The organism is Streptomyces sp. NBC_01537 (assembly GCF_045040445.1).
Lineage (GTDB): Bacteria > Actinomycetota > Actinomycetes > Streptomycetales > Streptomycetaceae > Actinacidiphila.
The window spans coordinates 5,881,233-5,898,202 of record NZ_CP109392.1 but is presented as its reverse complement, the minus strand read 5'-3'; the positions used below and the strand labels follow the sequence as shown (position 1 = coordinate 5,898,202).

The window sequence follows — 16,970 nt, the reverse complement described above, 5'->3', positions numbered from 1 at the left end:
CCCGCGCTTGGGGCATACCGCCGGACCGGTATGGTCCGCACCATGGCAACCTGGCAGCGCGTACTGGACCGAGCGGGCATCACCGCCCCCGCCCTCCGCGAGGACTACACCCTCCAGCGCCGCCTCATCGCCGAATTCGAACGCGCGCCCTACCTCGCCGTACGGCTGCTCCTGCCGGACTCCGTCGTCCCGCACGTCGTCGCCGCCACCGCCTTCATGCACCACAGCGACAACATCCTCGACCAGGGCTCACCCGCGGACCGCGCCGCCGCCTTCACGGACTGGGAGAAGGCCGTCCGTACCGCGCTGGAGACCGGCACCTCTGATTCGCCCGTCCTGCGCGCCCTGCTCAACACGGCGCAGGCGTATCCGCAGTTGCCGGGGGACATCGAGGGCTACCTCACCGGGGCCGCGCCCCACGAGCTGAACTTCCACGGCTTCGCCACCGAGGACGACTTCCAGACCTACGTCGACGGCTACTCACTGCCCGCCTTCATGCTGGTGGCGGGCCTGCTGGCGCCCGCCGAGCCGCAGTACCGCTCCCTGGCCCGGACCTTCATCGAAGCCTGGCAGCGCCTCGACTTCCTCGACGACCTCGCCGAGGACCTCCACCGCGACTCCCGCCTGGGCCTGCCCGCCGACGCCCTCGCCCGGCACGGCGTCACGCGCTCCGACCTGGAGGCCGCCCGCCCGAGCGACGGGGTCCGCGAGCTCATCCGTGAAACCGCCGCCCTCGTCGGCGACGGCCTGCGGGCCTCCCGCTCGCTCCCCGGCCTCGTCCCCGCCCCGAACCGGCCGCTCATCCGGGCCCTGATCGCCCTGCAGGAGATACGACTGAGAGCCGTGGAGAAGAGCGGCCTCGCTCTTCTCCACGGCTCCGCCCGGCTGCCCGTCGTCCGGGCCCTGCGCGTGCTGGCGCGGGAGTACGCCGGTCGACGTCGGGGTCGGCGTCAGCTGGTGTAGCTGACCGCCGACGTGCTGAAGATGCAGTTCGTACCGTCCGACCCGCTGCCCAGGGCGGGCGGCTCGGCGCCGGTGTTGTTGCCCTTGAAGCGCTCGCAGATCACGATCTTCTTGCTGGTGTCGCCGACCACCGTCACGCCCGAGATCTTCGCGGTGTCACCGTAGTTGGAGTTGATCCCCACCAGCACCTTGCCGGGGCTGGTGGCCCTGACATTGCTCACCACGATGTGACGGGCGAACTGCGTCTTGCAGTTGCCGCACGACCGGACGAGCTTCCCGAAGTCCTCGACCTGGAAGTTCCTGACGGTCAGCGTGCCGGCTCCGTTGAACTGGAGGACCTTGTCGTCCGCCTTCTTCGCCCCGCCGCCGTCGACCAGGTACGTCGCCGAGGTCGACTTGCCCTTGAACGACGCGGCGTCCTCGCCGACGTCCTCCCACCACACGTTCTGGATCGTGCAGCTGCCCACGCAGTGCACGCCGTCGGCGGCCGGGTCGCCGATGATCACGTTCTTCAGCGTCGCACCGTCGGCAAGCTCGAAGATCGGGTCCTGGTCCTCGCTCTGCCCGTCGCTGCCGAGGGCACCGGAGCCGTAGAAGCGCTTCAGCGCGCCGTCATAGGTGCCGGTCACCTCGATGGTGGCGGTGACGGCCCTCGAGCCGGTGGCGGTCGGCCACGCGGCGAAGGCGGAGGAGCTGGTGCCGGTGGTGGCGGAAGCGGCGGCCGTGGCGGTCTTCGTCGCGGTGGCCGAGGCAGAGGCCGTCGCGCTCTTGCTGGCCGACGCGGAGGCCGAGGCGGAGGCGGTGGCGCTCTTGGACGCCGAAGCGGAGGCCGAGGCCGACGGGCTCGCCGTCTTGCCCGCCACCGTCAGGGTCCAGCTCTTGGTGCTCGCCGAGTCGCACGAATTCTGCTGGGCCAGCCCGTTCTTCACGTTCAGGCACTTGCCGCTCTTGGCGTTGACCAGGTGGTACTTCTCCCCCACCGCGCTCAGCTTCCACACCTGCGACGTGCTCGCGCTGCCGCACGTCTGCTGCTGCACCGCCTTGCCGCTCGACGTCGCCGCGTCCTTCACCCCCGCACACAGCCCGCTGTGCGCGGCCTTCACCGTGAAGCCGGCCCCGGAGGCGGTCAGCTTCCACGTCTCATTGGCAGTGCTCGCACAAGCCGCCCCGTCCAGCTGCACGCCGCTCGACTTGCTCGCCGCCGGCACGTCCAGGCACTTTCCGTCGGCCGCGTTCACCAGCAGGTACGAACCCGCACCCGGCCACGAGGCGGATGCCGTCATGAGCACCCCGCCGGCGATCGCACCTCCCGTGAGGGCGGTGGCCAGCGCGCTGATCAGCACGGTTCTGCGACGGTTGGATTTCCTGCGCCGTGTCTTGCGCAAGCCTGCTCGTGTGCTCACGTGATGACTTTCGTTCGGGTGTTCGGGGACTGTCTCACCCCGTCAGTCGCCGCCATCCCCCGAAAGGTTGCCGCCGCGTGCCTTGTTGTCTTCTACGCCAGCCCGGCCAGCACCTGCCGCACCTGGCCGCCGGGATCCTCGCCCACCGGCCGGAGGACCACCGTGTCCGCCCCCGCGTCCCACAGGCTCCGGATCCGCTCCGCCGCGGTGGCGACCGGCCCCGCCGCGAGGAAGACATCCTCGGCCGGGACCTTCAGCCAGCCCATGTACTCCTCGACGACCGGCGCCGTCAGCTCCGCGACCCGCTCGGCGTCATCCCCCACGCACAGATGAGTGAAGACCACGACTTCATGCGTTCCAGGCCGTCCTTCCCGGCCTTTGCCGATGTACCCCAGCGCTGCGGCGATCGCCTTGGGCCCCTGCCCCTCCGCGATGACGGTGCCGTCCGCCACCCGCCCGGAAAGCTCCAGGGACCTGGGCCGTACGACCCCCGCCACGACCGGCGGAGCGTCAGCCGGCGGATGGACGAGCCGGACGCCGTCGATCTTCACGACCCGCCCGTCCAGGGACACGGTCTCGCCGCGCAGCAGCGCACGTACCGCGGTGATGGTCTCCCCCAGCAGCGCCAGCTTCTCCCGCACGCCCGCTCCTGCCTGCGCCATCCACTCCGGCACACCGTGCCCGACGCCCGCGATCAGCCGCCCGGGGAACACCCGCTCCACCATGGCCAGCTCCATCGCCAGCAGCGCCGGATTCCGCAGCGGCGCCGGCGCGATCCCGATCCCCACCCGCAACCGCTCCGTGGCCCCGAGCGCGAGCGTCGCCGAGGACACCCCGCCGGCCCACCCGAGGTCCTCGACCACCCACAGGTCGTCCGCTCCAAGACTCTCGATCTCCCGCGCGAACGCGATGAGTTCCTCGGGCCGGCGAGCCCTGTCGAACATGACTCCGATACGGCGCATGCCCACAACACTAACGTCGCGGCCGGGCCGGCACTCCCTGTTGAACGCGTTCAGTTTCTGCCATGCTAGCCCCGTGTCCCTTACTCACCTTGCCCCCCGCGTCCCGGAAGCCATCACGGCCGACCCTCCCCGCCCGACACCCAACCCCCTGCTCACCCAGTCCTGGCTGGACCTCGCCTTCCTGCACTGGGCCGCCGACCCGGCGGACGTTGCCCCCCTATTGCCGCCCGGGACCGTCCCCGACACCCTCGACGGCGTCACCTACATCGGGCTCGTCGCCTTCCGCATGCACCGCGTCGGCTGGTTCCGCCTCCCCGGCATCCCCTACCTCGGCACCTTCCCCGAGACCAACGTCCGCCTCTACTCCGTGGACGCCCACGGACGGCGCGGCGTGGTCTTCCGCTCCCTCGACGCCTCGCGCCTGGTCCCGGTGGCCGTCGCCCGGACCGCCTTCCGGCTGCCGTACGTCTGGTCGCGGATGTCCATCCGCGACGACGGCGACACCATCACGTACACCAGCAGGCGCCGGCGCCTGCCCGCAGGCCGTGGCGCGCACAGCCGGATCACCATACGCATCGGCGAGCGCGTCTCGGATCCCAACGACCTCGAGCACTTCCTCACCGCCCGCTGGGGCATGCACAGCACATTCTTCGGACGCCAGATGTACCTCCCCAACACCCACCCCCGCTGGCCCCTGCACCGCGCCGGCCTCATCGAATGCGACGAGAACCTGACCTCCGCCGCCGGCCTCCCCCGCCCCCTCGCCGAACCCGTCAGTGTCCTCTACTCCCCCGGCGTCCCCGTCCGCTTCGGCCGCCCCGCCCGCCCGGGCGGCATCCCGACCCCCTGACCAGGAGTTCGCGTGACCGATGACACGCCGATGACCCGCCACCCCATGGACCTTGAGGCCTACGAGGCCCGCGCTCGTAGCGGCCCCTGCTTCGTCTGCGCCTTCCTCTCCGGACACCCGGACTTCCGCCACGAGACCGTCTACGAGGACGAGCACCACATCGCCTTCCTCGACCGCTGGCCCACCCTCCCCGGCAAAGTCCTCGTCGCCCCCAAGGCTCACCTCGAACACGTCGTCCGCGACCTCGACGAGGCCGCCTACACCCGGACGATGCTGGTCGTGCGCACAGTGGCTCTCGCCGTGGAAGCCGTCCTGGAACCCGAGCGCACCTATCTGCTCTCCCTCGGCAGCCAGCAAGGCAATGCCCACCTGCACTGGCACATCGCCGGCCTTCCGCCCGGCGTCCCGTACGGGCAGCAGCAGTACCACGCGCTGATGACCGAGAACGGGTACCTGCAACCGACCACCCAGGAAGCCGCCGCCATGGCGGCCCGGCTACGCGAGGCGATCGCCGCCCTCGCCCGCGCCCGCTAGCCGGATCGCCGCGTCCGCGAGCACGCCCGCGTCGAACGCCGTTGCCGCGACCCGCAGTTGCGGCGTGAGCGAGTCCCATACCTCCGCCAGCAGCCCCTGCCGGTCCGTGGCCTCCGTACGGGCCTCGGTGAAGGGTTCGCCGGTGGCGACCTGCTTGCCGTTGGAGCGGTACGTGGTCATCAGCACGACATCGCCGGGTGCGAGGTCCCGTACGGCGAGCGTCATCACGTCGGCCGCGGCCCGGCCGCCCGCGCTGCGGCGGGCGGCGCCGAGCCAGGCCGCGCCCGTGCGCAGATCAACGGCCACGGTGATGCGGGGCGTGAAGATCGGCGGATCGGGCTCGTACTCCAGCCCGTCCAGCGCAGCCGCCGGAGCCCGCCCGTCCTCCAGGCGGTCCGCCACGGTCGCCACCTGCTCGCCGTTGCCGTAAACGAGCCAGCCGCCCCGCTCGCGCGCGGCGACGTAGTGCCGCAAGGGATCATGCGCGGTCTCATCGGTCGGCGACACGACGATCTCCCCCGCCCCACGCCGCAGCGTCAGCGTCCGCCCGCGGGACGCCGCGCTGCGCCCCGTCAGGAAGTACGCCCCGCACAGCGTGCCACCGAGCGTCCTTGCCCACAGGACGCCGCGCCCCGGATAGGGGTTGCCGGAAAGGACGTCGGCCACCGTCTCCACGGTCATTCCTCGCGGCGGGAGAGCAGATCGCCGCGCAGGTTCGCGAGGATCTTCGCCGCGTGAGCGAGGCCCGCATCCTCGCAGCGGGTGACGGCGGGGGTGAGCCTGGCGATGGCCGCGTCCGGGGAGTCGAGGCCGTTGGCCTCGATGAGGGCGGCGACGCGGACGGCTTCGGCGCGGGGGGACTCCCCGTCGGGGCCGCCGGTGTCGTGGGTGGAGATCGCGCGTTCCATTTCGGCGAGGGCTTCGGGGAAGCGCTCGGCGGAGGCGAGGGCGCGGGCGCGCTGGTAGTGGATGGAGCCGGCTTCGTACCAGTGGGCGAAGCCGTCGAGGTCGGAGGGGACGGCGGCGAGGAGGGCGTCGGCGTCGGCGAGGTGGGTGAGGGCGGTGTCGAGGCCCTCGGGGCCTTCGGCGGCCATGGTGAGCGCCGCGAACTGACGCATCATCTCGCCGACGGGGCCGGGGTTGGGGCCCTTGGCGTGGGAGGCGACCGCGCGGTCGTAGGCGGCGCGGGCGGTGTCCCAGCGGTCGCTGCGGGCGAGGGCGACCGCGGCTTCGGCGGCGGCGAGGGTGTGAACGACCTGCTCGTCCCAGTCGGCGACGGCGTCGGCGAGGAGCAGGAACTGCTCCGCAGAGGCGCGGTGTTCGTCCAGTTCACGCAGGCCTCGGGCCAGGCTGAGCCGGGCCTGGGCGAGGATCCGGTCGTCCAGGGCGGCCGAGGCCTCCTCCGTGACCAGGGATTCCAGGACGGCGACGGAGTCGGCCTGCTGCCCGGAGCGGGCGAGGATGTCCGCGAGTTCGAGGCGGGTCTCGGCAGCGCCGTTGTCGTTGCCGTCCCGGTCGAAGCGGGCGGCGGCCTCGGACAGGTGCCGGATGGCGCCGGCCAGGTCGCCGGTGTGGGAGGAGGCATGGGCGAGGAGCGCGTGGGTGCGCGCGACCGGGAAGTGGGGGTCGCCGAACCGGGCCGCGTGGGCCATCGCCCGGCGCAGCAGCTCCATCGCCTCCTCGTGGTGGCCCTGCTGGAGCAGGACCTGGCCGAGCAGTGCCTCCGCGCGCTGGGCCCGCCAAGGCGTGTCCAGCGTCTCGAAGATGCCGAGGACGGTGCGCAGTTCCGCCGCCGCCTCGTCGAGCCGTCCGCTGCGGGCGGCGAGATCCGCGGCGTACGTACGCGTGGTGGCGACCTGCTGGGGGACGTCCAGCCGGGCCGCCTCGGCCATGGAGACCGCAGTGAGGGACTCGAACCGCTCGCGCACCGGCGCCGAGACCTCCGGCAGTTCCTCCATCTCCGTGATGACCTCGGCGCGCGCGGCGAAGGTCCGGCACTGGAGCACCGTGAGGTAGTGGCGGCGGCTGTCGGCGTCGGTCTCGTCCAGCAGCTCTTCGGCCTCGGCCAGAACCGCGTCCAGCTCCGCCCAGGCGCCAGGGTCCAGCGCGCCCCCGGCGGAGGGGAGCGAGGCGATACGGGCCCGGGCCACGAGCACGCCCCAGGGCAGGCCGGCCCGTTCGAACAGCTCGGCGGCTTCGGCCATGGCGGCCCTGCCGTCCGCCCAGCGCTCGTCCTCGTACGCGGTGAAGGCACGTTCCCTGGCGAGCTCGGCCAGCAGCTCGTCCTCCGGGCCGAGTTCGGGATCGTGCACATGGTCCTCGGCGGCGATGCGCTCGGCGATCCGCGCCCACAGCACGGCGTCACCGGGGTGGCCGTCGGCGTCCAGCTGCCGGGCCCGGGCCACCAGGGCCGAGAAGTCCCCGGGTATGTCCTGGGTGCCCGCGGTGTCCTGCGGGACGGGGGCCGGGGCGACCGCGGGGGCGACCGCCGGCGCCGTGCGCAGGCCGAGCTGCAGCGGCTCGGCCAGCAACGGGGACCGCGACAGCCGTGCGCGGCGGCGGTCGCCGACGGCGGTGGTGCCGTTGCGCGCGTCGAAGGCCGCCGCCAGGGTGTCCGCCTCGCCGCTGACCTGGGCCAGCAGGGTTTCGGCGGTCCAGCCGCGCCCCAGCGGTCCGGCGACGGCGGCCGTGGCGTAACCGTCCTCGACAAGGCGGCCCAGCAGCACCTGGACCCCGGTGAGGAATTCCAGCAGCGCGAGCGGGGCGCCTGCGACGCCGAAGAGCGCGCGGTTCTCCGCGAGGATCTCCAGCCCCCGGCCCTCGTTGCGGGACAGAGCGCAGAACTCGATGTGCAGGCCGACCTCTTCGGCCATGCCGGTCTTGCCCCGGGCGAAGCGGTAGCCCACCAGGTGGTGCGAGCGGGCCTCGTCGGTGCGGCCGAGGCGCAGCAGTGGCAGCAGCGCCTGTGCCTGGCTGACGTACGGCTCCTCCGAACAGCTCTGGCCGCCGCCGAGGACCGGTGCCCAGACGTCGAGGGCGCGCTTGTCGTCGCCCGCGCGGACGTGGTGCACGGCCCGGTGCCGGGTCTCGCAGGCCTCGCAGTCGCTCATGCGCTCCCGGGGCCGGGTGACCCACAGGTCGTACGCCGGCAGCTGACCGGACCCGGTGTGCGCGGCGATGCGGTGGCGCATGGCGGCCACCGGCTGCATGCCGTATCCGGCTTCGCGGTACCGCTCGCTCATCTGGCCGGCCCAACCCTGGATCGCGGCCAGCGGGACCTCGGGCACCTGCAGCAGGGAGGTGGTCACCCACTTGAAGCGCCAGAAGACCTGCCCGGCCTCCCATTCGCTGAAGGCGCCGGGCTTGTCGTCCCACACCTTCAGCAGCCGGGCGAAGACGACCGGTGACTTGCGGTGCTCGCCGGTGTACTCGTACGCCTCCATCAGCTCCAGCAGAGCTGTCACGAGGGCGTCCGGCTCCTCGAACTGCTCCGCCGCCTCGGCCAGTTCCTCGGCGGTCACGGTGCGCTGCAGTCCGTAGGGACGCTGGTGGTTCTCGCGCAGGGCCTCGAACACCTCGTCCGGGGTCTCCAGCATCACGCCTCCTCGGCGGACTCGTGGGACTCGTGCATGGCGTGGGTGAGCAGGCCGATGAAGGCCCGGTTGAGCAGCGCGCTCTCCGCCGCCCGCAGCGGGCGGCGGGACATCAGCAGCGCCTGCCCGTACAGCGCCTCGGCGGTGGTGACGGCCAGCCCGCGCTCGGTGATCGTGGTGGCGCGGCGCACCAGCGGGTTGAGGTGGTTGAGGACCAGCTGCGCGCGGGGTGTCTCGGCCCGCAGGGAGCCGAGGATGTCCGCCCACAGCCCGTCGCTGCTGCCGGCCAGGTCGGCGCGGGTCCGCTCGTGGCGGGCCTCGCGGTTGTCCAGCAGCAGCGCGGGGGCGGTGACGGGCTGGAAGGTGCGCAGGACGACATCGCAGTCGTACCCGCCGATGACCTCGCGCGCGACGGCGAGGAAGCCGGCGGCGGCCAGCTCGGCGGACGGGTCGACCGAGTCCAGGTGCGCGGTGACCGTGGCCGGGTCCAGGTCGGTGACGGTGGTGCCGGGGCGGATCTCGGGCAGCCGGTGCACCAGGTCCCGGTCGTAGGTGTAGCCGCCGTTGACGACGCCGAGTCCGGCGGCCGCCGCGATCGGCGCGACCTGCCGGAACTCCTCGACGCTGCGGGTGACCAGGACCGTGCGGTGGGTGCGGGCGAACTCCTCCAGCGTGACATTGCCGTCGGTGGTCTCGAACGGCAGCCACGGCAGCAGCATCCGCAGCAGCTCGTCGTCGTAGCGGGCCAGCGCCTTGACCGCGAGGTGGTGGCTGTCGATGAACCGGTGCAGCAGGTCCGGGTCGCTGGCGGCCAGGCCGGTGAGCCAGTCCCGGATGCGCGCGCCGAGGGCGTCACGGATGCCGGCCAGCGTCTCGTCCTCGTACAGCGCCTCGCGCGAGGCGGTCGGGCGCAGACTCGTGGAGTCCACGACGCACCGTACGAAGAAGGCCCACTCGGGCAGCAGCTCCGTCGCCTTGTCGGACAGCAGCATGCCCTTGAGGTGCACGCGGTGCCCGGCCCGCTCCGACGGGCTGACGGCGGTGGGCAGCACGTACGCCACTCCGCGCAGCCCCGCCACCGGCAGGTCGAGGTCGATCGTGTCCAGCGGTGTGAAGCCGAACGTCGTACGGCAGTGCTCGGCCAGCGCCTCCCGGCGGGCCAGCGGCGAGCCGTGCTTGCGCTCCCACGGCGGGGCGTCGTTGACCCGGTTCTCGTCGCCCCTCGGGCCGACCACGGTGACCTCGTGGCGCAGCAGGCCGCCGTAGTGCCGGGCCAGCTCGGTGACCTGGTCGGGGGCGGTCCACTGGGCCGCGTCCGGGCGGGGGGTCAGCGTCACGGTGGTGCCCGGCTCGGGCTTGGCGTCGGCCGGCAGCGTACGGATGGTGTAGCTGCCGTCGGAGCGGCCCCGCCATTCCACGGCGGGCGCGCCGGAGGTGGCCGCGTGCCGGCTGAGGACGGTGATCTCGTCGGCCACGACGAAGCAGGCGAGCAGCCCGATGCCGAACTGGCCGATGAAGTCTCCGCGCGCCGCCTCCAGTTCGCCCTCGGCGGCCCGCTTGGAGCTGCGGCCGATGGTGGCGAGGAAGCTGTGCACGTCGGCCTCGCTGAGGCCGATACCGGTGTCGGTGATGGTGAGCGCGCCGCCGGTGCGCACGGTGATCCGGGCCGGGGCACCGGGCTGTACGGCCTGCCTCGCGGTGATCGCGTCCACGGCGTTCTGCAGCAGCTCGCGCAGGTAGACGCGCGGGCTGGAGTAGAGGTGGTGGGAGAGCAGGTCGACCAGTCCGCGCAGGTCGACCTGGAACGTGTGAGCCGTGCCGGGCTGGGTTTGCTGGGCTTGCTGGGTCACGAAAATGCCTCTGGAGTCAGGTCAGGTCACGTCAGGTCGGCGGTCAGCGCGCGTACTTGGATCGGAATTGGCGGAAGGGCACAGTCGGATCGCTGCCGTTCAGGTAGCTCCACGGGAACTCGGTGACCGTTCCGCCGATCTCGGCGAACATCTCCGCCGCCGCCTGCTTCTCCTGCGCGAGGGAGAACGCCATCGCGAAGGTGTTGTACGTGTGGACCCAGCCCGGCGGCCTGCCGTCGCGGGCGTAGTCCGGATGCCGCACCGAGCGGTCCGCCGCCTCGTGCAGCTGCTCCGCCACATGGTCCTGGATCACATACCGGGCATCCTCCCCCGACTCCAGGTCCAGCCAGTGCTCCAGGTGCGCCAGCGCCACCAGCTCACCCAGCGAACTGCCCTCCGGCGCCGCCAGCATGCTCTCCCGCGCGAACGCGTGCATCTGCTCGTGGGAGCCGCTCCACTTGGCGCAGACCTGCTGCAACTGCTGCTTGTGCGCCCCCAGATGCCACGGATCCCGGCGTACGGACGCCTCGAAGCGCAACCGCGCGATCTCCTGCCCCACCTGCAACCCGCGCCCGCTGATCTGAAGGTAGTACCAGGGCGCCACCCACTCCGGCTCCCGCTCCGCCACCTCGTACAGCCAGTCCTCCGCGACCCTCAGCCGTTCGTGGAACACCTTGAACTGCTCCCGCGACACATGCTGGGCCCGCGCCGAGGTCCGTGCCTCCCACGCCCACGACACCTGCCGCGCCCCCGCCACCAGCAACGCCAGTGCCGACTCCGGTTCCGCCTTGACGACGTCCTGGATCCACACCTCGACGCCGGCCACATCGTCGAACCCGGCCAGCAGCCGCGTCCGCCCCTGCCCGTCCGGCACCGCCTCCAGCCGCTCCCGGATGACCGGCCACCCCCCGCCCGGCGCCGACCCCCCGGCCTTCGCCGCCTCGCGCAACTCCCCGATCACCGGATCCCCGAACGTCGGATCCAGCCGCACCGCCGGCTTCGGCGCCAGCCGCTTCAGCAAGCCACCCAATGCCATGACATCCCCCCTCCAGGCCCACACAGCCCACGCCCAACCCCGGTTTGATGAATATCATGCCGCCCCCCACTGACAAGCACCGCCCAGCCACCCGGCCTCACCCGGTAGCGACCTTCCCCTCCGTGAACAGCCCCGAGGACGGCGTCCACCACTCCCAGTTCGTCACCGGCACGAGCAACGGCGGCCTGACCGCTCACCCCGGCGGCGACCGGTGGCGCTGGGAGAGCCGCGTCTTCGGTGGTGCGTACGACAGCGCTCCCGCCCGCCAACGGCCCGTCTACGGCGCGCTGAACTTCCGGCGCGCGGCGGCCGGTGCGATTTGGAGGCGCTGGTGCTGGACCTGAGCTTCCGGGGTACAGAGGCGGAGCCACGGCTCGTCGGCTACTGCGCCCGGGCGCTATGACCGGTCGCCGGACCGGGGCGCCTCCCAGCGGTGGCTGGGGGCGCTGAATTCAGCCCGTCCGGCGATTGAGGACAAGCGCAGCCGGCGGGCTGCGCAACCCGGCCAACGTTCGCGGCCACCGCACCGGCGACCGTTCAGCGCAGGATGTTGACCGCGCGGGCGACGACGAGACCGACCGTGACCAGTGAGATCGCGGACTGCATGAGCATCAGCAGCTTGGCCCAGCGCGACATCGGCATGGTGTCGGTGGGGCTGAAGGCGGTGGCGTTGGTGTAGGAGACGTACAGGTAGTCGAAGAAGGCGGGCTCCCACTCGCCGCTGACCAGGTCGGGTGTCTGCATCTGGGGGAAGAGGAAGTCGGGGTTGGGCTGGTGAGCGTGGGCCCGCGCGACGGGGCCGCCGCGGTCGAACTCCCAGTACCAGAGGGCGAAGACAACGATATTGGCGCCCCAGATCGCCGCCCCGGCGAAGAGCAGCGGACCGGCTGTCCGGCCTTCGGTGCCGGTGACCAGGCCGTGGATGAGCAGCACCAGCGACCACGCGTTGGCCAGGCTGATCACCCCGGCCAGACCGAGGGAAACGGCCCGCAGCGGTGCGGATTCCCGGTTGATCCTCGTCGGGTTGATCAGGAGCAGGAACGCCAGCATGGCCAGCTCCAGCGCGGGCAGCAGCCAGTGGGGGCGCAGGGCGAGCCGTTCGGGCTCCGCGAGCTGTACGCCGGTGATGAGGGCGATCGCGAGTGCCCCCTGCCAGCGATTCTCCCCCTCGGTGGGCCGCTGCCACGCCGGGACCGCGGGCTCACGCACAACGACGTTCATGTCGACCGATCTCCCTGTCCTGCCCTCTTGTCCACTTGCCTTATAGCGGACTCCAACTCCTACAGTGCGGTGGGCAGTCAGCCAGACCCACGACAACCCAGCAGGGGAGCCCGCCATGCGTTACCGCACCCTCGGTGGCACCGGTATCGAAGTGAGTGTGCACTGCCTCGGGACCATGATGTTCGGCGCGGTCGGCAACCCGGACCACGCCGACTGCGTACGCATCATCCACGCCGCCCTCGACCAGGGGATCAACTTCGTCGACACGGCGGACATGTACTCCGCCGGTGAGTCCGAGGAGATCGTGGGCAAGGCGCTGCGCGGCGGCCGCCGCGACGACGTCGTGCTCGCCACCAAGGTCCACTTCCAGATGGGCGAGGGCCGTAACCGCAGCGGCAACTCCCGCCGCTGGATACTCACCGCGGTCGAGGAGAGCCTCAAGCGCCTCGGCACCGACTGGATCGACCTCTACCAGGTGCACCGCCCCGACCACACCACCGACGTCGAGGAGACCCTCTCCGTACTGGGCGACCTGGTCCGCGAGGGGAAGATCCGCGCCTTCGGCTGCTCGACCTTCCCCCCTGAGGAGATCGTCGAGGCGCACCACGTGGCCGAGCGCCGCGGCCTGCAGCGCTTCCGGACCGAGCAGTCCCCCTACTCGCTCCTGGCGCGCGGCATCGAGACCTCCGTCCTCCCGGTTGCCCGCCGCTACGGCATGGGCGTGCTCACCTGGAGCCCGCTCGCCTCGGGCTTTCTCACCGGCAGGTACCGCAAGGACCGGCCCGTCGACCTCTCCACCGGCCGCGCCGCCCTCACCCCCGCCCGTTTCGATCCCGCGATCCCCGTGAACGCCGCCAAGCTCGACACCGTCGAACAGCTCACCGAGCTCGCCGCCGACCTCGGCTGCTCGCTCCCCGAACTGGCCGTCGCGTTCCCCGTGGCGCATCCCGCCGTCACCTCGGTGATCACCGGCCCCCGGACCATGGACCAGCTCGAAGGGCTGCTGAAAGCCGCCCCTCTCGTCCTCGACGACGCGGCCCTGGACCGGATCGACGAGATCGTGCCGCCCGGCACCAACCTCTACCAGCCGGACGGGGCCTGGCGCCCGCCCGCGCTCGCCGACACCGCCCAGCGCCGCCGCCCGCTCGCGGACCGGGCCGCCGCCGGCTGAAAGGTCACGGGACCGCGGGCCCTGGACCCTGGACATAAGCGCCCGCTTGGTCCAGGCTCCTCACTCATGGCCCCGACCCTCCCCGAATCCATCGGCACCGTCGCCGAGCGGATAGCCGCCCTGCTCCGCACCTGCACGGACGCCTCCGTGTGCATCCCCGGCGCCGAGTGGACCGTCGGAGAGGCCGCAGCCCACCTCGTCCTGGCCAACGAGCTGATGGCCGCCCTCGCCGCCGGCCAGGACCGGCCCTACGGCGACGGCACCCCGGACAGTCTCGCCGCCGCCAACGCGGCCTCCCTGGCCGCTTTCACCGAGCGCGACCCGTCCGTCCTCGCCGACGGCATCGTCCGCCACGCCCGGGCCTTCACCGACGTCGCCGCCCCGCGCCCTGCCGGCGAGCCGACGCTGACCCCGCTCGGCCCCATGGACCTGGAGACCCTCGGCTCCTACCTCCTGACCCACATGCTCGGCCACGGCTACGACATCGCCGTCGCCCTGAAGCAGCCGCACATGATCGACCGCCACAGCGTCGACCTGACCCTGCCCTTCCTCACCACCGCGATGCCCCGCGTCGTCAACCCCCGCACCGCCGCCGGCCACGGCGCCTGCTACGACCTCCGGGTCCGCGGCGGCTCCCGCTTCGCCGTCACCTTCACCGACGGCGCAGTCTCCGTGACCCCCGGGCTCCCGCGCCGCCCCGACTGCACGATCGTCGCCGAGCCCGTCACCTTCTTCCTCCTCGCCCTGGGCCGCTGCACCACCACCCGTGCCGTCGCCCGCGGCAAGATCCTCACCTGGGGCCGTAAACCCTGGCTCGCGGCCGGCTTCCCCACCCTGTTCACCGCGCCGTAGACACCTATGGGCGCCCGCCAAGGCAAAAAACCCGGCCACGAACACCGAGGCCAGCCCGCCCGCCGAAACCCCACGAAAGCACCCGGTCACCGACCGTAACAGCTCCCGGTTGCAGTACTCATCCGGCTGAACCGACACTGAATTGCCGCCACATCACTCCCCCACAAACGGCGGCCTGCCCCCGCTCCTCCCGAGCCGCAGGCCACCCGTGATTGGAGAGGTCATGGCAAAATCCCGCCTCGTTCTCAAAGCCGCGCTCGCCGCGGTCATCGCCTTCCTCTTCGCGCTGACGCTGAATCAGCCGGCCTACGCCTGGACCTGGAACACCCGCGCCACCGTCTACAACGGCGCCGCCCTGTGCGTCCAGGGAACCGCGGGCATCGACCACGCCCGGCCCGGTGCCTTCTCCGGCAACCTCGCGTACGCCGACACCTACGCGCTGCGCGCCGGATGCGGCACCGGCCTGACCACCACCAGGGCCGCCGTCCGCCTCGACGTCTTCAAGTGGAACGGCACCGCCTGGACCGTCTGCCGCAGCACCGACTGGAAGTACGGCCCCACCGGGATCAGCGGCGGCGACACCGGCGGCCCCTACGGCCCCAGCCAGGCCCTCAACTACGGCGGATCCGCCTCCTGCGGCGCCGGCTGGTACGGAACCATGGCCCGCTCCTTCGTCTGGGACGGCGCCGCCTGGCGCGGCGGCAGCGTCTGGTCCGGACAGGAGTTCGTGCCGTAGCCCGCATCCCGGCCCAGGTCGCTCGTGAGCGCGAAACGAGCGGATCCCGCCCGATCGAAGACCGGGCGGGATCCGCTGCTTTCCCCGGCCCGAGGCCTCAACTCGCCGACGACTCCGCGGCGGTGGGCCGCTCGCCGGCCTTGTCCACCACCGCCCGCCGAAGCACGGCATCGCTGGAGAGCAGAGTGCCGGCCTTGCCGAGGGAGGTGTCCTCGGTCAGGTAGGTACGAGAGCCCAGGTAGCTGAGATCGGTGGCATCGAACACCCACTCCGAGCGCTCCGGGTACGTGGTGTCATCGCGGGCGATGCCGATGCCGCGTCGGCCGATCGCATCCACCGCGTCCGGGGCCTCGGTGACTCCGGGGATCCTGGCAGCTGCCTTGTAGAGGGCGGCGGCGTTCTCGGGCGGCATGATCTGCTCCGCGATCAGGGCACCGATCTGGTCGAACACCACTTGGTCGCGCTCCTGGCCGTCCGTCTTCGGAGTCCTGGCGTAAAGGTACGTCAGCAGCGCGTCGGGGTCGGTCGGCAGCGAGGCGAGCCAGCGGTAGGTGGGCCGGTTGATACCCGCCGGAGTGCCGCGTCCCCGCACACTGTCCGACAGATCGGCGTTGATGGGCAGTGTCTCGCCGTCCTCCCGGATGAGTCCGAGGCGCTTGACCGGGCCCTGCCGCTGTGAGCGCCAGATCTCCCGCTCCGTGAGAGGGCCGGTCACGGCCTTGCCACTTGTCTCGTCTGCGCCCCGGCCCTTGCTCATGACATAGACGAACTGGTCGTCCTTCACCGCTTCGGTGTCGGTCGCCAGAGCCGCGTTGGCGATCCGGTCGAGCAACACGACGCTCTGCCGGGCCTGTTGTGTCGTTCCCCGGCGGGAGCCGGCATCCCCCGCGCCCCGGACGGCCAGGCCCGCGGCCAGCGCCCCGGCCAGCGCCAGCGCCGTGACCGGCACCAGGAAGGCCGGGCGCAGAAGGCGCGGCCGAGGCGGCCTGGCGATGGCGGCCACGTCGGTCTCGTCGGACACGTCGGTCTCGTTGTCGATCAGGTTCATCAGGACTTCCCGGTGGTGGAGGTGGCGGCTCAGCGGGAAGTCCCTGTCGGCCAGATGCGGCAGCAGCCGAACAAGATCGTGGTCCGCACTCTCGTCGCGGCCGTCATTGCCTGTGGCGGTCATCGGGCTTCCTTCTCGATGGGCCGGGCAGCGAATGCCGCCCTGCCAGTTACCTCTCCGCGGGCCCCCGGCAGTTCCCGCCGCTGTTCCGCGAGCTGCTCCTGGGTCAGATCACGCAGCCGGGTACGGGCTCTGGACAGCCGGGAGCGCACCGTACCCACCGGCACGCCGAGCGCGGCCGCCGCCTGCGCGTAGTCGAGTCCGCTCCACACCCGGAGCGCGAGCACCTCCCGCTCCTTGTGCCGCAAGCGGCCCCATGCCCTGCGTACGGCGTCGAGTTCCCGCGCATCATCCATCCGCGCCGCCGACGCCTCGGCGAAGTCCTCGACTTCCTCCGGCCCCCGCTGTCCGGCCAGGTGCGCGAGGAGGCGGCCGACCCCACGCCGGTGGTTGCGCGCCTTGTTGGTGGCGATCCCGAGCAACCACGGCCGCAGCGAACCGGTCCCCTCCCCCACCCTCTCGCGGGTACGCCACGCCACAAGAAAGGTCTCCGACAGCACCTCCTCCGCCGCCGACCGGTCTCCGGTGAGCCGGTACGCATGGTTGTAGACCGCCTTCGCATACCGGTCGAACAACCACCCGAAGGCATCCCGATCCCCCGCCCGCACCCGCTCCCGCATTCCATCCGGCC

Annotated in this window: 15 protein-coding genes and 1 pseudogene; 7 read left to right on the top strand and 9 right to left on the bottom strand. The window is 72.0% G+C overall.

The features are described from left to right. Positions 1-42 precede the first annotated feature (42 nt). Entirely contained in the window at positions 43-963 is a 921-nt protein-coding gene (locus tag OG607_RS27230; RefSeq protein WP_405728730.1) for a phytoene/squalene synthase family protein, read from the top strand. Here OG607_RS27230 and OG607_RS27225 read toward each other — a convergent pair. Together OG607_RS27225 and OG607_RS27220 are read right to left on the bottom strand one after the other, a co-directional pair. Continuing rightward, a complete protein-coding gene (locus OG607_RS27225) occupies positions 951-2,246 on the bottom strand; it encodes a pectate lyase (protein WP_405737086.1) in 1,296 nt (431 codons plus the stop codon). The two genes, OG607_RS27230 and OG607_RS27225, sit on opposite strands and share 13 nt — an antisense overlap. 212 nt (positions 2,247-2,458) lie before the next feature. Then, positions 2,459-3,328 carry an LLM class flavin-dependent oxidoreductase gene (locus tag OG607_RS27220; RefSeq protein ID WP_405728727.1) on the bottom strand — a complete coding sequence of 290 codons (870 nt, stop codon included), beginning with the start codon at positions 3,326-3,328 and terminating at the stop codon, positions 2,459-2,461. Positions 3,329-3,401: 73 nt separating this feature from the next. On the opposite strand from OG607_RS27220, the gene OG607_RS27215 reads away from it, so the two are divergent. Both OG607_RS27215 and OG607_RS27210 read left to right on the top strand, forming a co-directional pair. Further along, entirely contained in the window at positions 3,402-4,178 is a 777-nt protein-coding gene (locus tag OG607_RS27215) for a YqjF family protein (protein WP_405728724.1), read from the top strand. Positions 4,179-4,190: 12 nt separating this feature from the next. Next, a complete protein-coding gene (locus tag OG607_RS27210; RefSeq protein ID WP_405728721.1) occupies positions 4,191-4,712 on the top strand; it encodes an HIT family protein in 522 nt (173 codons plus the stop codon). Here the strand turns inward: OG607_RS27210 and OG607_RS27205 are convergent. Genes OG607_RS27205 through OG607_RS27190 form a run of 4 tightly spaced genes read right to left on the bottom strand, consistent with a single transcriptional unit; the run spans position 4,674 to position 11,191 of the window. After that, on the bottom strand, positions 4,674-5,387 hold the full coding sequence (locus tag OG607_RS27205; RefSeq protein WP_405728718.1) for an IMP cyclohydrolase: 714 nt from the start codon (positions 5,385-5,387) through the stop codon (positions 4,674-4,676). The two genes, OG607_RS27210 and OG607_RS27205, sit on opposite strands and share 39 nt — an antisense overlap. 2 nt (positions 5,388-5,389) lie before the next feature. Then, the gene (locus OG607_RS27200) at positions 5,390-8,308 is read right to left on the bottom strand and encodes a hypothetical protein (protein WP_405728715.1); all 2,919 of its coding nucleotides are present in this window, start codon (positions 8,306-8,308) and stop codon (positions 5,390-5,392) included. Then, on the bottom strand, positions 8,308-10,155 hold the full coding sequence (locus OG607_RS27195; protein WP_405728712.1) for an HSP90 family protein: 1,848 nt from the start codon (positions 10,153-10,155) through the stop codon (positions 8,308-8,310). Before OG607_RS27195 ends, OG607_RS27200 begins: the two co-directional genes overlap by 1 nt. Positions 10,156-10,198: 43 nt before the next feature. Further along, positions 10,199-11,191 (bottom strand): hypothetical protein, encoded by a 993-nt coding sequence (locus OG607_RS27190; RefSeq protein WP_405728709.1) that lies wholly within the window; start codon positions 11,189-11,191, stop codon positions 10,199-10,201. Positions 11,192-11,325: 134 nt separating this feature from the next. On the opposite strand from OG607_RS27190, the pseudogene OG607_RS27185 reads away from it, so the two are divergent. Beyond that, a pseudogene (locus tag OG607_RS27185) lies at positions 11,326-11,508 on the top strand (DUF3626 domain-containing protein); the annotation flags it as partial. A 220-nt stretch (positions 11,509-11,728) separates the two neighbouring features. Here the strand turns inward: OG607_RS27185 and OG607_RS27180 are convergent. Further along, positions 11,729-12,412, bottom strand: a complete 684-nt coding sequence (locus OG607_RS27180) for a hypothetical protein (protein WP_405728706.1) — start codon at positions 12,410-12,412, stop codon at positions 11,729-11,731. A gap of 115 nt (positions 12,413-12,527) precedes the next feature. Between OG607_RS27180 and OG607_RS27175 the strand changes: the two genes are divergently transcribed. From OG607_RS27175 to OG607_RS27165, 3 genes are all read left to right on the top strand, one after another. Then, on the top strand, positions 12,528-13,583 hold the full coding sequence (locus OG607_RS27175) for an aldo/keto reductase (RefSeq protein WP_405728703.1): 1,056 nt from the start codon (positions 12,528-12,530) through the stop codon (positions 13,581-13,583). A 66-nt stretch (positions 13,584-13,649) separates the two neighbouring features. Then, on the top strand, positions 13,650-14,435 hold the full coding sequence (locus OG607_RS27170; protein WP_405728700.1) for a maleylpyruvate isomerase family mycothiol-dependent enzyme: 786 nt from the start codon (positions 13,650-13,652) through the stop codon (positions 14,433-14,435). A gap of 223 nt (positions 14,436-14,658) precedes the next feature. Continuing rightward, a complete protein-coding gene (locus OG607_RS27165) occupies positions 14,659-15,171 on the top strand; it encodes a hypothetical protein (RefSeq protein WP_405728697.1) in 513 nt (170 codons plus the stop codon). A 97-nt stretch (positions 15,172-15,268) separates the two neighbouring features. On the opposite strand, the gene OG607_RS27160 is transcribed toward OG607_RS27165, so the two are convergent. Both OG607_RS27160 and OG607_RS27155 read right to left on the bottom strand, forming a co-directional pair. Continuing rightward, a complete protein-coding gene (locus tag OG607_RS27160) occupies positions 15,269-16,342 on the bottom strand; it encodes a CU044_5270 family protein (RefSeq protein ID WP_405728694.1) in 1,074 nt (357 codons plus the stop codon). Then, positions 16,339-16,959, bottom strand: coding sequence for an RNA polymerase sigma factor (locus tag OG607_RS27155; RefSeq protein WP_405728691.1), 621 nt, complete (start codon positions 16,957-16,959; stop codon positions 16,339-16,341). Before OG607_RS27155 ends, OG607_RS27160 begins: the two co-directional genes overlap by 4 nt. Between the last annotated feature and the right edge of the window lie 11 nt (positions 16,960-16,970).